Origin of the sequence: Thiorhodovibrio litoralis (genome assembly GCF_033954455.1) — a bacterium.
GTDB lineage: Bacteria > Pseudomonadota > Gammaproteobacteria > Chromatiales > Chromatiaceae > Thiorhodovibrio > Thiorhodovibrio litoralis.
In genome coordinates, this window is sequence record NZ_CP121473.1 from 3844700 (window position 1) to 3859779 (window position 15080).

Consider the following 15080-nt stretch of genomic DNA (forward strand, 5'->3'; position numbering starts at 1 on the left):
AGCAGGTAGAGGCTTGGGGCCGTTGAGACAGGCGCGACCGCGGCTTCGACCACCACAGTCTCTCCGCGACCGCGCCCCCAACCGTGCATGGCACGGCCCGCCGGCAGTATCGGCCTGGCGGGAGAATACATCCACCCTCATCGGCGGGAGCCGCCGATGTGCGCCCATTGCGCCCCATGCCTCAGTGCCCGTCTGTTCCTCTGTGCCCGTTGCCGTCAGCAGGTCGTACTCTGCAGTCGCTGTGATCGCGGCAACCGCTATTGCGGCCCCACCTGCGCACAACGTGCCCGGCACGACGCCCAGCGTGCCGCCGCCCGACGCTACCAATCCAGCCGTCGCGGGCGCCATACCCATGCCGCCCGCCAAGCGCGCTACCGCCGTCGCCAGCGCGAAAAAGTGACGCATCAGGGTTCACCCCCGCGCCCATCCGATCAATGCTCCTGTGAGAACACCCCCACGCCGATTGCCGTGGCAGAGCCGGTCGCCGTTCTCAATCCCGCGGCGGTTGCCGATGATGCCCAGGTCCCCGAGGTGCCCTGTCATCGCTGCGGGTGTGAGTGCTCGCCTCTTCTGCGCCAAGGTTTTCTCCGCCGCCCGCAGTCAGGCGTTGCTGGCCGCGACCCCTGAAGCCAACAGGAGCCATCATGACCATCCCTTCCGAGCTCGAAGCCAAGATCCTGCGCTACTTCCTTGCTGAGCACTGGCGCGTCGGCACCATCGCCCAGCAGCTCGGCGTGCATCACGCCACCGTCGATCGGGTGCTGTCCCAGTCCGGACTGCCCAAAGTCGAGCGCGCCGCGCGTCCCTCGCTCATCGACCCCTATCTGCCCTTTGTCGTGGAGACGCTCAAGACCTATCCGCGTCTCACCGCCAGCCGGCTCTATGCCATGGTGCGCGAGCGCGGCTATCGCGGCGGGCCGGATCATTTCCGCCATTTGATTGCCCATGTGCGCCCACGCCCGCAGCCCGAGGCCTTTCTGCGCTTAAAGACCCTGCCCGGTGAACAGGCCCAAGTCGACTGGGGCCACTTTGGCAAGCTCACCATTGGCCGGGCCACCCGCACCCTGATGGCCTTTGTGATGGTGCTGAGCTTCTCGCGGGCGGTGTTTCTGCGCTTCTTTCTCGATGCCCAGATGGCCAACTTCCTGCGCGGGCATGTCGGCGCCTTCGCGGCCTGGGGCGGCGTGCCGCGGGTGCTGCTGTATGACAACCTCAAAAGCGCGGTGCTTGAGCGCCAGGGCGAGGCAATACGCTTTCATCCAACGCTGTTGGAACTGGTGAGCGTAATCACGATAATTGCGGGACCCATTTCCAAGCCATTTGAAGGACATGGAATGCGTGTGGGATCACGGGGGCCGTTACTGGCCGACAGCGGGAAGCCGGAATCGTGAACCACGCTCCCCCCCTGAGGGGGGAGAGACGCAGCGGGTTCAGTTGCCTCTAGCGCTCTGGCGAATGGCGCGAGCGAGGGTGTAGCGGGCATAGCGCTCGGCATCGGCTCCGCGACGCGGGGACGCGCGCTCGAGCAAGCGTTGGTAGACCGTGGTCGGTGCAAGGCCGGCCTCAAGAGCGCCGCAGACCCAGCCCCATTCGCGGGCAGATTCGGACGGATCACCGGTGGATAAGCGCGCCCGTGGAGCGCAGTTGACGACCGGCGGCGGAGCCGGAGCCATCGTTGGCAAGGCCGGAGTTGGATCCCAGACGCGCTCCTGCGGGCTTGGTCGCCGAAGGACATTGACCCACTCCCCGCCACGCTTGGCATTCTTCATCCCGGCGAGCCGACCGAGGTGCTCACCGGAGACCGAGCCCGGATCGGCGCCAACGCGCGGGATCAGCCAACGCTGCACATCACAGCGCTGCGCCTCATCGAGCGCGCGGGTCAGCCGTAGCCACAGGTGGCAGCCCCCGAGCGTCGAAGTCTGCACCACCAGGGCCGCATAGTGCCGAGCGATGCGCTGCGCCATCGGCCGTGCGACATCATCGAGAAACACCATTGGCCAGGGATAGCCGCGGGCTGGACGGATATAAATATCGGCCTGTTGGACATTGCGCGCTCTGGCCAGCCCCAACGGAAGCTGATCCAAAGAGCGATCATGGAACCACAGCATCGTCGCCTTGGCGGTGCGCACCGCCAAATCGGCACGCACGATGCCAGCGTCGTGCCATGCCTCAAGCATCACGGCGGTGTGTCTTGCCGCTGTCATGGCCTGGTGCGGGCGCTCAGCGCTCAAGCGGCTCATCAGGCGCCCGCCCTGGCACTCGGGCGTTGGCGGGCGTTGCCCGCCGCTGAACCAAACACCTCAAGGTAGAGTTGTTCATCGAGCTGCGCGCGTTCGAGCCGAGCAGCCTGCGCCAGCAATTCTGCCGCCATGGTCGTGAGCACGCGATAATTGCCCAACGCATGCTCAGCGAGCGTCTTCATCAGCCCTGCGCTCATCAGACTCGCATTGCCGGCACTGTGTTGTAAATGCTCCAGGCAGGCGACCAGCGCCTCGCGACTGGCATACTCCATACTCAGGCGCGTACGGATACGACTGCCCAGCGGCAGCAACTCCTCACGGCGCAGCTTGGTCGCCAGGCGGCCATCGCCGGCCAGGATCACGCTCAACAACGTGCGCGAATCGAACTGCATGGAGGTCAGCAGACGCAGCTCATTGAGCACCGTCGGATGCATCTCCTGCGCCTCGTCGATGAGCAACACCGGGCGCAACAGCGTCGTCTCCAGATGCGCCAGCCAGCGCTCGCGCAGGATCTTGAAGCCACCCCAGCGGTTATGGGGCTTGAGGTCAACGGCGAACAGATCGCCCATCTCGCGGTAGAAGTCCGCCACCTTCGAGCTGGGATGCGTGAGCGCCCCAACGCTGATATCGGGCAGCTGGCGCAGACGCTCATCGAGCAGGCGCAGTACCGCACTCTTGCCGGTACCCGGATCACCTTGAATGAGCGCAAAACCGCCTTCGCGGATCAGGCTCTGCTCGATGCGCCAGCAAAACTGCTCCACCGGCGCGCTGCGATGCAGTGCCGCCGTCGGCAGCTCCGGGGAGAACGGATTGAACTTCAGTCCATAGAGGGCCAGCAGGGTCTTGTTCATCGACTGGATTCCAGGTCATCGTGTTTTGGCAGATAGGCCGGCGGCAGACCGGTGGCGGCATACTCGGCGAGCAAGTCGCGCAGCAACGGTGGCAGCGTCGTGGCGCGTTGTGATGGCGGTGGCGGTGCGCCGGCGGGCTCAAGGCGCCGACGCTGCCCGGAGGCATTGGCGGCTTTATCGAGGGGATAGAGGCGGCAGAGGATGGCGCCCGAGTGGGGATCAACCACGTCCACAGCACTCAGATCCCAGCGGGCATAAGCGATATGCAGTTGCTCAAGGTGACGCAAGCGCGCCGGCACCTCGAAGCGCTTGCCCGCCAGGCTGAGCGTCCCATCGCTGCGGCGCTGACGGCGTTGGACGCGACAACGAAAAGCGCCGCGGACCTGCTCGCTGTCCGGACAGGGGCGCCCCACGTTGGGCGCATCGAGAAGACGCGCAAGCGGCGTGGCGGCGGTCTCACTGTGGACCTTGCGGTGGTACTCCTGCTCCACCCACGCCTGAGTGAGGGTGTTGAGCTGAGGCAGACTCAGCTCCGCGATGTCCTTGAGCATCGCCATCAGGCGGCCTTCCAGCGTGGCCCAGAAGCGCTCCTGCTTGGCGTTCTGATACGGGCTGTACGGCAGGGTCGGCTCATGGAGGATGCCCAGGGCGTGCAATCCGGCGGTGAACTCCTCGGCCTGCATTGCCGCGCCGTTATCGCTCATCAAGGCGCGCGGCAGCCCGCGCTTGTGCAACGCCTGCCCCAGGCCATGGACCAAGGTCTCGGTGGTCTCATCGAGGTACCACTGCAGATGGCAGATCAGGCGGGAGTGATCGTCAATGACCGCCAGCAGCAGGGGCTTGACCCAGACGCCACCCCGGGTGAGGACTTTGCGCGAGCCATGATGAAAGTCCAGATGCCACAAGGCATGGACATACTGGGCTTCATAGCTGCGCACCTCGCAGGCCTCCAGGCGCCGCGCGGCCTGTTCAGCGCCCGGCGTCTTGCGCGCCGGGACACGCCGGCGGTGCAAGCCCGCGCGCTTCATGAAGCGGCGCACGGTGGCATAGGAGGGCAGCGGCCCCAGGGTCTGATCGCCCGCGCACAAGGCGGCGAGGTTGTCGTAATGCAGCTGCACCGTCCAACCGGGGTAGTCGCGGTACTGGGCTTGCACCGCATCCATCAGGCGCGGACTCAGCGCGCGCTGCTCCCCGGCATCGCTGCGCCGGCGCGGGCGCAGTGCGGTCACCGGGTCTTGGGCATCGCGTGCGAGGTAATACCAGCGCTCCAAGGTCCCAAAGCTAAAACTGACCGCCCGCCCAGTCACCGGATGACGCCATGACTTGGCCGCTAGCGCCTTCAGCCGCGCGCCCAGCGCGTTCGCCGGCGCAGGATCAGCCAATAAAGGACCAATAATGGCAAAGCGCAACCGCGCCCAACCATCGGGATCACCGAGGCCGTTGTCATCGGACATTCGTCTTCACCTCCCAGTTGTTTCACACATCACCGGGAGTCTAGAAGGCGCCGCCCAGCGGCGCGATGAGGTCTTCTGCGGGTTGGCGTTGCCCTACAGCGAGCCTGTCGCTGTCGTGCTCGGGGCGATCAATATCAGCAGTTGCACGACGCGCTCGGACAACGCTTTTGCGCTCAATTTTTCCAGCAGGGATCCTGGCAGGTGCTCGGTGGCGATCGGCGGCATCAACAGACCAGCCAAGGATCGAAAGCAGCGGGTTTGCACAAACTGCTCACGCCACCAGTGCTGCCACCGCCGCAGGGTTTGGACGGTGACACCGAGCGTCTTGATCAAGCGCTGGCGACGCGATGCGCTCAGCCCGCAATGCAGGGCGGAAATCAGCACGACGATGACCCCGAGATAGACCTTGCGGCCCAGAAACCGAACGGAAGGCGGGGTGCTGCGCCGCCGGCACCCGTCCGCGGCACAGCAGAAACTCAGACGGCTCTGGTAGCTCTCATCCAAGACGCCACGCACAACACCTCGGGGCTTACGCGGATAACGGGCGCTGTGCAACGCACCACCGCAGTCACAGCCGCCCGCGCGGACTTCCTCGGCAATCGACTCGTCGATCCGGGTGAGCAGGTGGTAAAAGTTCGTGTCGGCAAGAAAGGCGTGACACACTGGGACTGTCTCCTGGTTTTTGGCGAAATTCGGAGACAGCCCTCTCGGGCAACTTGCGTCAAGTTGTTTGAGGGGGTTTTTTGTTTTCCCTCACTGAATTTGCTCAGAATCGCGGCCGATTCCCGCAAATAGTCTGCTCAGGCTCACTGGCCGGTCATTATCGCTTCGAGCCACGTCCGGTCGCGGTGGCGCGAGGGAATGAAAAAGGCCGCGTGGAGCGGGCGATTCGCTACATTCGCGACAGTTTCTTTGCTGCGCGCACCTTCAGTGATCTGGCGGATTTGAATGCCCAGGCTGATACCTGGTGTCAGGGCCAGGCGGCGGATCGGCCGTGCCCGGAGGACCGCGCGCAGTCAGTGCGCGCGGTTTTTGAACAAGAACGCCCGCATCTGCTGGCCTTGCCGCCGGTTCCCTTTCCTACCGAAGAGCAGGTGGCGGTGTCGGTCGGGAAGACGCCCTATGTGCGCTTTGACCGCAACGACTATTCCATTCCCCACACTCATGTGCGCCGCACGCTCACGGTGGTGGCGTCGCTCGGGCAGGTGCGGGTGCTCGATGGGGCCGCGGTGATCGCCACTCATGCGCGCTCCTTCGATGCCGGGGCGCAGGTGGAGGACCCGGCGCATGTGGCCGAGCTGGTGGCGCGCAAGCGCGCCGCGCGTCAGCACCGGGGGCAGGATCGGTTGATCCAGGCGGTACCGATCAGTCAGACCCTGCTGACCCAGGCCGCTGAACGCGGGGAGCCCTTGGGCAGCATGACGGCGGCTTTGCTGCGCCTGCTCGATTCCTATGGGGCGGCGGAGCTGACAGCGGCAATCGAGGAGGCGCTGGCGCGCGAGGTGCCGCATCCCAATGCGGTGCGCCTGGCGCTGGAGCGCCGCCGCGAGGCGCGCGGACAGCCGCCGCCGATTCCGGTCACCCTGCCGGCGGATGCGCGGGTGCGCGAGGTGGTGGTGCGCACCCCGGCGCTGGGGGATTACGACCAGTTGCATGATGAACCGCCACGGGAGGACTGAGCATGAGTGAACAGGATCCGCAGATGCTGAAACAACGCGCCCAGGCGCTGAAGCTCTATGGGGTGCTGGCGCATTGGGCGGAGGTGGTGGACGCGCCTTGGCTGGTGAGCGTGTTGCAGTGGGAGGAAGAGGCCCGGGCGCAGCGCTCGCTGGAGCGACGCATGAAGCAGGCGCACTTGGGGCGGTTCACACCACTGGCGGATTTCGATTGGAATTGGCCCAAGCGCTGTGATCGCGCGGCGATTGAGGAGTTGATGGGCCTTGGCTTTGTCGCCGAGGCGCTGAATGTGGTGCTGATCGGCCCCAACGGGGTGGGCAAGACGACGATTGCGCGCAATCTGGCGCGGCAGGCGGTGCTGGCCGGGCGCACGGTGCTGTGCACGTCGGCGGCGGCGATGCTCAATGCGCTGCTGGAAGCCGACGGGGAGCGGGCGCTGCGCGCGCGCCTGAATGCCTATGCCCGCGTGCAGCTGTTGCTGATCGATGAGATCGGGTATCTGTCGTATTCCAACCGCCACGCGGATTTGCTCTTTGAGGTGGTGTCACGCCGCTATGAGAGGCATCCGACCCTGGTGACAACGAACCGCCCCTTTGCCGAGTGGGGGGAGGTGTTTCCCAATGCCGCCTGTGTGGTGTCGCTGATCGATCGCTTGGTCCATCACGCGGAGATCATTCAGATCGATGGGGAGTCCTATCGGCTCAAGGAGGCGAAGGAGTCCGCGACGCGGCGGCGTGAGCAGCGCGCGGCACGGACCAAGCCGGCGTCAAAGACGCCTCCAGCACAGCCAGGAGAGGAGCATGTATCCACCCCCGATGATTCCCTATGATTGGTCGCCCGAGCAGGCGCTGGCGGTCGTTGACTGGTTGGAGATGCTCTGCGAGGGAATTTATGAGATCCATGGCCTCGCTATCGCCGAGGCCCGCGAACAGGCCTATCAGGAGCAACTGCGCGATGAACGTCAGCTGCCCTTGCCGTTGTTTCCTTTCTACAACGATGATCCGTTCTGAGTGACCTTCACCGGCCACCGGGCGCGGCTCGCTGTTCGGTGGCTCACCCTTCGCCTTCAGCGAGGGCGTCGCTTTGTCGGGCGGCTGGACTTCACCGTTTATCCGCAGGTTTGTTCAGCCGCTAACAGCCGAGCGATCAACTCACCGGTCGCACGCCCCTGGACATCGAAGGGGACAATCCAGCCTGCGGTAAGCCCATAGCCAATTTGGCTGCCGTACACGCCGAATATCGGCGCTGACGCCTTTTCAGCGAGCTGCTCGAGCACCCGACGGGGCACCAGCGGACGGCCGGTCGAATCGCGGAACAGCGCCGTAAAGAAGACTATCGCATCCTCTGGCAGTTCGGCCACCGCAGCCAGGGTCTCTTCGAGGCTGAGATCGACCAGATAGCGCGCCTCCAGGTCTTGCGAACGCTGCTGCAGTCGCTGTTTAAGGTCGCCGAGGTAGTCGCAGCAGGGACCGGAGCCACTGACGATGGCGATCAGGCGTGTGTTCGGTTTCAGACGCAGGGCCAGATCGAGGGTGCGCTCGAATGCCAGGACATAGGGTATCCCCGACACCACGGGCTCGAGCGCCAGTCGAGCCAGACTCTTGACCGAGACGGCGTCAACGACCATGGTGGCTCCGGGCCAGATGTCGTCGCGATGGCGCTGGGCGAAGTCGACCGCAATCGGGGTGATAGCCAGCACCACGTCCACTTTCAGGCGCCGGTATTTCTTCTCGAGCAGCGCGACCATATCGTCATCGAGCAGCTCGCGCGGGAACCGGTGCATGTCCAGGGTTTCGGAAAAAAACTCGACCTGCGCCTGGCTGCGCGCCTCAATGGTTTCGCGCAGCGCGCGATCTAAGGTGATGAAGGCGGGGACGTAGGGGTCGACCGCGTTGAGGATGACTAGGTGACGGGGTTCAGGCGTGGCATGCGCGGCATGCGGCGATACCACAAGCGGTATCGCCACCAACAGGATGAGGACGGCAATCCAAGGAGCTACCAGCGCCCGCCCCGAGGCGCTCAGTGCGCGCGCTGACAAACCGCGGTGGCTGGCGCTCTGCCAGCAGCACTCATGGGTTGGACACGAAGATGCGCTTCCAATCGTCCTTCATGCTGATCACAGACCAGCCTTTCTCCTTGGCCTCGTCCATCAGGTCCTGGCTGAAGGTGCCGAACTGGGTGTCGGGCAAACCCGCGGCCGGACCGTAGGCATATTCGCGCTTGGCGTCGTCGTGGAAGACCAGCATCATCAGCCGGGCGCCGTCACCTGCGCCAGTCCATTCGAGCATCTGTCGGTCCCCATCGGAATTGCCGAAGGCGGCGATGGGACGCTTGCCGATGAACTGATTGATGCCGACCGGCTTGCCCGTCTTGTCATCGATGAAGTTCACCTTGGGTTCGCGAATCAGCTCGGGCTTGCCGTCGACCACCTTGTACGCGGTCTTGATCGATGAGCCGATCACCTGTTGCGCGGGTATGCCATAGACCTCAAGGGTCATGGGCCGCATGAACTCAACCCCGCCGCCAGAGACGATGTAAGTGGTAAAGCCATTGTCACGCAGGTAATCAAGCAGCTCAAGCATGGGCTGGTAGGCCAGCTCGGTGTAGCGGCGGTCAAATTTGGGATGCTTGGCGGTCTTGAACCAGTCAGTCACAATCTGTTCAAACTCAGCCGTGCTCATGCCGGCATGGGTCGCCATGACCAGCTCAAGGATGCCCTTTTCTCCGCTCGCCGCAATGCCGGCCAGGTCGTTGGCAAGCACCGACTTAAATGGCTCTGTCGTCTTCCACTCCGGATGCTTCGGGGCCAGCGCCTTTACCCGGTCTAGCGCAAAGGCGACCTGGGTATACATCGGGTGCGACGGCCAGAGGGTGCCGTCGTTGTCGAAGGTGGCAATGCGGTCCTCAGCCGGGACGAAGCCGGGTGAGTCCGGCGTGGTTACTTCCGCTACGAAGTCGAGAATTGCCTGCTTGGCGGGACCATCGCTCCAGGAAGGCAGCGGGGCGTCGTGGCTGAGTGCCTGCGGCTCGCCCTGGACGTCTGGGCGCGGGCCAGTGTCCTCAGCGAAGAGCACGCCTGTTGCCATCAGCCCAATCAGGGCGATGGCCGGTGTAAACACTTTACTCAGCAAAGTGCGCTTGCGTTTCATTGCAGTACTCCTTAGTCATTGTAATTGCGGACGGTGCGAGCACGCACGCTGGACGCCCTTTCGCGCCCAAGCTTATCCGCATTCCGCTAACCCTTCCTATCCGCACGATTACTTAGTCTACGTAGGTAGCTGACGTATCGCTTGATCGTTTCGACACCCGCGATCCGCTTGGGCGGGATTCAGCGGTGGCAAGGCGCCATTCGGTTGTCGAGACAGCAGTTTCCATCGCCCGCCGAATTGCCACCGCAGTTGGCGCTGCAGTCGCCGCCGCCAGTCAATAAGCTCGAGTGGCCGGGCCGCGTAGCGCGCGGCTTCTAGCTCGGCGAAGAGGGCTCTTAGCGCGCTTTGCCAAGCTGCGTCTTTGCTGGTTGCCGGCTGGCCAGCCGATTGTTCAGTCCCGGGGCGGGTGAGTTTCCCGGCCAAGTGCGTGAGCGGCTCCCCGGGTGCCAACCAAGCTGCCTGCTGCGCTCGCTCCCGCAGGGCGATGTAAAAGGCATCCGGGTCATTGCAGGACCTGAGGGCGCGCAACCAGCGTCGCATCCGCCATGACGCTGGCATGGCGCCGGCCACTGCATCAGCCATTGCATCTGTCATCCGCGCGTTCCATGCCGCGAACCCTGCGCTCGCCTTTGTCCGCATCCCAGACCAGCGCAGGGCGATAGACGCGGCTGCGCGACCCAAACTCTGTGCCGAGCGCAGCCGCGCGGCAACCTCAGGGAGCGTCGATCGGGCAAGCGCGACGGGCAAGCCACCGGTCGGTGAATCGCCCTGAGCCGGAACGCGAACGATCTTGACTCGCCAGCCTGCGACCAAACCGAGGAAGACCAAGACCACGGCGATCAGCGGTATCCATGCCAACCATACCCCCGGACCGACGCCCTCTTGCGGCTGACTCGGACGCGCGTCCGCGCGCTTGGGTCCACCCAGGCTGCGTTGCGCGAGACTCGCGACCTCCAGACGGTTGGTGGCGACATTCCACCATTGCAGCCGCATCGGCGGCAGCTGCAGCGCCCCCTCGGACTGGGGTACCAGGGTGTAGATCTCGGTGCGACGCGCAAGCAGGCGCCGGCCATCTGCATCGAGGCGGGTGTCGCTCAGGGTGCGCTCGCGATAGCGGCGAAAGTCCGCCGAGGCCAGCAGGGGCTCCAGCGATGGCAGTTGTTCAGCCGTGCCGCCCTCGGCCTGCAGCTCGAGCGTCAGGGTCAGGGGTTGTCCGGCAGCGATCTCGGCGGTCGGGTCGAGTCGGGCTGTCAGGCTGAGCGCCTCCAGCGGCAGCCAGGGACGCAGCTCGGGCGGCGCCGGGCGCACCTCGAGATCAGGCACCGACGGTGCCTCAAGCTCAAAGCGCTGTCCGCGTGCGTCGGTCGCGGACAGCCGCACCGGCGCGATGCGCAGAGGGCCTTCGCGCAGAGGCCGGAGCAAGAAATAGTAGTCATTGACCTGCTCGCGACCGTCCCCTCCGGTGCGCATCTGGCTCACAGGCCCCTTGAGAAGCTCCGTTTGCGCATGATCCAGGTCATCCAGACTCGGCGTCGCGCTAGCGAGCGCGCCAGTGCTGATTACCCGCAGCTTGAGAATCAGGCTCTGCTGCACATAGGCGTGATCGTGTGAGAGCGAAACCTCCAACTTTGGCGTCGCCGCGAGAGGCGCTCCCAAAATATGACGAGTAGAACCCTGTGGTCGCGAAGCCCCTGGCGGATAAGCGGGCGCCCAACCGCCACTCCAGGGCTGTGTTCGGGGATCGGACCGATTGGGCCTCCGCCCGGCGTTTGACCCCGGATTTTGCCAGGGATTTGCCCGGGTCCTCGGGTCAACCTGCGGCCAGGTATTCTGCCCCCTTTGGCCCGGCGGCATGCCGCGGGCGTTACTCTGAGCCTCAGGACGAAAACGCCAGGATTCGGCGCTCGGTGGCTCAGATTGCCCGGACTGGGAGAGCTGGCCGGCACTTGGGGTTTCCTCCGCCGCTCCAGCATGAGCATGCAGCAGAGCCACCGCCATGCCGGCGGCAATCAGTACTCCCGTCAGACCGGTCCGCAGCTTGACCACGCCTGGCTGTTTCACCACGGCCGCGTCTCCCGCCAGGGACCACCCGCCGCTTGCAGCGCACGAATTTCCTGCAATCGGAACTGATTGCGCATCAACTCGCCGGGATCGGACTCGAGTTGCTCAAGGCGCTGCTCGGCCAGACCCAGCCCAAGACCTGTCGCCTGTTGCTCGGAAAGACCAGAGACCATGGCGGCTTGCGCATCCGCTTGCGGCTGTTGCGGCGACTCCCCGAGCTGGTCGAACTCGGTAACGCTTTGCTCCTGCGTTGCCGGATTCGCGAATTCGGGTTGTTCCGAAGCGCCCGGTGAGGTTCGATTCGGTTCGCGCTGCGACTGATCACCAGCAGAGTCCGACTGAACCGACGCGCCGAGATCATCGCCCTGCCCCTGACTTGCATCTGACTTCGGCTCCTGCCCGGCGGCGTCTGGTTCTTCCCCGTCGGTGGTGTCAGTGCCTTTCCGGGGTTTCTCCATTCCGCCATCGGACTCTCGCTCGAAATCGGGATCATCATCCGCATCGACAGCGTCCGAAGCTCCCGTTTCCGCGTCCTTCCCGCCGGCCTCGCCATCCTGTTTCTGCTCCTGGCCCTGGCCCTGGTCCTGTCCCTGCTTCTGCTCCTGTTCCTGATCCTGCTGCTCCTGCTCGGGCATCTGGCCCGACTTAACCGCGCCCTCGGCCTCGCTGGAAGCGTCCTGCCCGCGCGACTCGCCTTCGCTATCGGCTTCAGTCGACTGACTGCCAGATTCCTCCGACTCATTTTCGGATTGACCACTCTGATCGGCTTGACCCGAACCACCGACGGATTCGGAAGCATCCGTTGACTCAGCCGACCCGGACGAGTCAGAAGATTCTGACCCATCGCCGCTCTCTTGGGCCGATTCCTGGCCCTCCTCCTGTTGGTCTGATTTCTCACCCTCCTGCTGCTGCGACTCCTGTCCAGATTCCTGCTGCTGGGAATCCTGCTTATCGGAGTCCTGCTGCTGTTCGGCTTGCGCTTGCTGCGACTGATCCTGTTCCTCAGACTGACTCTGTTCAGCCGCTTTCTCCTGCTCCTGTTCCTGCTCTTTTTCCTGTTCCTGCTCTTTTTCCTGTTCCTGCTCCTTTTCCTGCTCCTGTTCTTCTGGCAAGGATTCCTCTTCTACGGAAGCAAGCAGCCGCCGCGCGAGCGCCAGATTGATTTCGGCATCCTGATGCCCTGGCTGCGCGCGCAGCGCGCTCTGATAGGCCTCGATGGCACCGGACAGATCGCCGAGTTTGAAACGGGCATTGCCGAGGTTATAACGGGCATCAGCCGCCACGGCTTCGCGCGTGGAAGCTGAGAAAGCCCCTGCGGCCTCCGGGTAGCGACCGTCCCGATAAAGCGCGACGCCCCGGCGGTAAGGATCAGCGAAACCTTGCGCCGCTGCGGCATGATCGCCCGCGGCCAGGGCATCGGCAGCCTCTTGCTCGGAGTTACTGAACCAGCCTGCCGATGCTGGTGTCGCCATGATGACCAGCAACAGCAACCAACGGGGGCGCATGGTCGCCAATTGACGCAGCCAGCTCGTCATGCTCGCGACCCTGGTGAGGCAGCCGGCAGAAACTGCGGCAATAGCAGCAGCGCCAGCAGCATGAGCGGCCAGTGGAAGGCTTCTTTCCACACCCGCGCGCTGCTCTCGCCGGCGCCGCCGCGCGCACCAGCGCCGGAGGCCGCGGCTTTTAGCACCGCGGCAGTATCTTCGCCGCGATAGTCGGCGCGCTGGTAACTGCCGCGACCGGCTTCGGCCAGGCTTTGCAGCAGCGGCTCATTCAGAGCGCTGCGGACCGGGCTGCCGCTGGCGTCGAGCAGGCGCCGACCGCCCGGCGACGGCACGAAGGCGCCCTCCCGCGTGCCCATGCCGAGCACGTGCAGCGCGATTCCCTCGCCGGCCAGGGCGGCGACCGCGCTGCCCAGGTCCGGTTCGTCGAAATCCCCGTCGCTCATCAGCAACATCGAGCGCGCGCCACCGTCAGGCACCGCAGCCAGCATCTGCGCGGCGCGCTCGAGCGCGGGTTCCAATCGACTACCGTGGTAGCTGGCAAGATCGCTCGACAACGCGGGCAAACGCTGCTTGAGGCCAGCCATGTCCTCGCTCACCGGCGCTATCACATAGGGCACGGAGGCGAAGGCCACCAGTCCCAAGCGCAAACGCCGGTTCTGGTTGATCAGGTCCTCGAGCTCCTGGCGCGCGCGCCCCAGACGGCTTGGCGCGACATCGTCGGCGTCCATGGAGCGGGACAGATCGAGCAACACCAGCAGACTGTCGCCGGGGGTCGCGAGCTGCATCTCGCGCAGCTCCCAGCGCGGTCCGGCCAGGGCCGTCAGCAGCAGCAACCACAGCAGTGACCAGTAGAGGAAACCGCCCCAAGCCCGCAACCAGTGCGCTGTTCCAGCCTCGCCGGACGGATCGATGAGATACGGCAGCAGATGCGCGTCGGCATAGCGATGCCAGTGCGCCCGCACCGGCCCGCCAACTCCGCGACGCCAGAACCAGGCGACAAGCGGCAGCGCGAACAGCCCCCAGAACCATTGCGGAGCGGCGAAGTGAAACCCCTCTGTCATGGCAAAGTGCCCTCGCCGCCTGACTGCGCCAATGCGGGCGGCGCGAGCGCGCGCAACAGCCCAAGCCAGGCCAGCGCCAGCAGCGCCGCGAGCAAGGGCCATCGGTACAGCGCTCGCGGCACGAAGGCAGTGCGCGTTTCCGCATCGCTTGGCTCTAGCGCCGAGATGCGCGCGGAAATCGCCTCCAGTGCGCTGGTATCTGTGGCACGAAAATAAGCCCCGCCTGTGGTCTCAGCGATGGCGCGCAGAGTGGTTTCATCCATGGTCAGATCGTCCCAATACTCGATGCGACCGCGATGCAGGATCGGGATGCGCGCGTCCTGACTACCGACCCCAACCACATAAATGCGCACGCCAAACTCGCGCGCTAGGGCGGCCGCCTCGAGCGGCTGGAAATCGCCGTCGGTATTATCACCATCGGCAATCAGAATCATCACGCGCGAGCCGGGCGGGCGCGCCTTGAGCTTCTTCGCGCCCAAGGCGAGCGCATCCCCCAGAGCCGTGCTGGAGCCGGCGATACCGGGCACCAGGGTCTCGAGCAGTTGGCGCACCGCCGACCGGTCGAGCGTGAGCGGTGAGAGCTGATAGGCCGCACTGCCGAACACGATCAACCCGACACGGTCGCCCGTGCGCCCGGCGACAAAGCGCCCCATGACGCCCTTGACCACCGCCATGCGGCTGACCTGCTGACCCTGCACGCTGAAGTCGAGCGCGTCCATGGAATGCGAGGCATCCACCGCCAGCATGAGATCGTAGCCCGGGGTGCTGATCTCGGTGACCGGCTCGAGCCACTGCGGGCGCATCAGCGCCACCACCAGAGATGTCCACAAGAGCGCCAGCAGCATGAGTCGCAACCTGGCCCCGGCCGAGCCAGCCCAGGACCGCCCTTGGTAGGCGCTGCGCAAATGCTCCAGATGCGGGTGTAACAAGCGCCGGGTGACGGGCGCACTCGGCCGCATCGCCAGCAGCCAGGCGCGAAGCCAGGTTAACCCGGGCGATGCGAAAGAACGGCTGGCCAGCCACCAGAGCAGCCATGGCAATGGCAAAAGCAGGATGGCCCAGGGCGCGGCGAAGGAAAACAG

General features: G+C 65.0%; 15 protein-coding genes. 5 read left to right on the forward strand and 10 right to left on the reverse strand.

Translation table 11 applies throughout. The annotated features are described in order from the left end of the window. Window positions 1–87 precede the first annotated feature (87 nt). Both Thiosp_RS17385 and istA read left to right on the forward strand, forming a co-directional pair. Window positions 88–627, forward strand: coding sequence for a hypothetical protein (locus Thiosp_RS17385; RefSeq protein ID WP_201062934.1), 540 nt, complete (start codon window positions 88–90; stop codon window positions 625–627). A gap of 17 nt (window positions 628–644) precedes the next feature. After that, window positions 645–1391: an IS21 family transposase gene (istA, locus tag Thiosp_RS17390; RefSeq protein WP_323696575.1), complete on the forward strand. Its 747-nt coding sequence runs from the start codon at window positions 645–647 to the stop codon at window positions 1389–1391. A gap of 39 nt (window positions 1392–1430) precedes the next feature. Here the strand turns inward: istA and Thiosp_RS17395 are convergent, their stop codons facing one another. The 4 genes from Thiosp_RS17395 to Thiosp_RS17410 all read right to left on the reverse strand — a co-directional run bounded on the left by Thiosp_RS17395 (window position 1431) and on the right by Thiosp_RS17410 (window position 5208). Continuing rightward, complete coding sequence (locus tag Thiosp_RS17395) at window positions 1431–2240, reverse strand: DNA-primase RepB domain-containing protein (RefSeq protein ID WP_323696455.1); 810 nt, start codon at window positions 2238–2240, stop codon at window positions 1431–1433. Continuing rightward, window positions 2240–3091 carry an ExeA family protein gene (locus tag Thiosp_RS17400; RefSeq protein WP_323696456.1) on the reverse strand — a complete coding sequence of 284 codons (852 nt, stop codon included), beginning with the start codon at window positions 3089–3091 and terminating at the stop codon, window positions 2240–2242. Before Thiosp_RS17400 ends, Thiosp_RS17395 begins: the two co-directional genes overlap by 1 nt. Continuing rightward, on the reverse strand, window positions 3088–4545 hold the full coding sequence (locus tag Thiosp_RS17405; RefSeq protein ID WP_323696576.1) for a DDE-type integrase/transposase/recombinase: 1458 nt from the start codon (window positions 4543–4545) through the stop codon (window positions 3088–3090). Before Thiosp_RS17405 ends, Thiosp_RS17400 begins: the two co-directional genes overlap by 4 nt. 93 nt (window positions 4546–4638) lie before the next feature. Next, entirely contained in the window at window positions 4639–5208 is a 570-nt protein-coding gene (locus Thiosp_RS17410; RefSeq protein WP_323696484.1) for a hypothetical protein, read from the reverse strand. Window positions 5209–5420: 212 nt separating this feature from the next. On the opposite strand from Thiosp_RS17410, the gene Thiosp_RS17415 reads away from it, so the two are divergent. Genes Thiosp_RS17415 through Thiosp_RS17425 form a run of 3 tightly spaced genes read left to right on the forward strand, consistent with a single transcriptional unit; the run spans window position 5421 to window position 7232 of the window. Next, window positions 5421–6224, forward strand: coding sequence for a Mu transposase domain-containing protein (locus Thiosp_RS17415; RefSeq protein ID WP_323696577.1), 804 nt, complete (start codon window positions 5421–5423; stop codon window positions 6222–6224). Between the two features lie 2 nt (window positions 6225–6226). Further along, window positions 6227–7051 (forward strand): IS21-like element helper ATPase IstB, encoded by an 825-nt coding sequence (istB, locus tag Thiosp_RS17420; protein WP_201062932.1) that lies wholly within the window; start codon window positions 6227–6229, stop codon window positions 7049–7051. Then, window positions 7023–7232: a hypothetical protein gene (locus Thiosp_RS17425; protein WP_323696578.1), complete on the forward strand. Its 210-nt coding sequence runs from the start codon at window positions 7023–7025 to the stop codon at window positions 7230–7232. Before istB ends, Thiosp_RS17425 begins: the two co-directional genes overlap by 29 nt. 98 nt (window positions 7233–7330) lie before the next feature. Here the strand turns inward: Thiosp_RS17425 and Thiosp_RS17430 are convergent, their stop codons facing one another. The 6 genes from Thiosp_RS17430 to Thiosp_RS17455 all read right to left on the reverse strand — a co-directional run bounded on the left by Thiosp_RS17430 (window position 7331) and on the right by Thiosp_RS17455 (window position 15080). After that, window positions 7331–8173: an ABC transporter substrate-binding protein gene (locus tag Thiosp_RS17430; RefSeq protein ID WP_323696579.1), complete on the reverse strand. Its 843-nt coding sequence runs from the start codon at window positions 8171–8173 to the stop codon at window positions 7331–7333. A 118-nt stretch (window positions 8174–8291) separates the two neighbouring features. Then, a complete protein-coding gene (locus Thiosp_RS17435) occupies window positions 8292–9371 on the reverse strand; it encodes an HAD family hydrolase (RefSeq protein WP_201068348.1) in 1080 nt (359 codons plus the stop codon). Between the two features lie 117 nt (window positions 9372–9488). Beyond that, complete coding sequence (locus tag Thiosp_RS17440; RefSeq protein ID WP_201068347.1) at window positions 9489–10997, reverse strand: BatD family protein; 1509 nt, start codon at window positions 10995–10997, stop codon at window positions 9489–9491. Between the two features lie 431 nt (window positions 10998–11428). Beyond that, window positions 11429–12967, reverse strand: coding sequence for a tetratricopeptide repeat protein (locus Thiosp_RS17445; RefSeq protein WP_201068346.1), 1539 nt, complete (start codon window positions 12965–12967; stop codon window positions 11429–11431). Next, window positions 12964–13998, reverse strand: a complete 1035-nt coding sequence (locus tag Thiosp_RS17450; protein ID WP_201068345.1) for a vWA domain-containing protein — start codon at window positions 13996–13998, stop codon at window positions 12964–12966. The genes Thiosp_RS17445 and Thiosp_RS17450 overlap by 4 nt, the downstream gene beginning before the upstream one ends. Next, window positions 13995–15080, reverse strand: coding sequence for a VWA domain-containing protein (locus Thiosp_RS17455; protein WP_201068352.1), 1086 nt, complete (start codon window positions 15078–15080; stop codon window positions 13995–13997). The genes Thiosp_RS17450 and Thiosp_RS17455 overlap by 4 nt, the downstream gene beginning before the upstream one ends.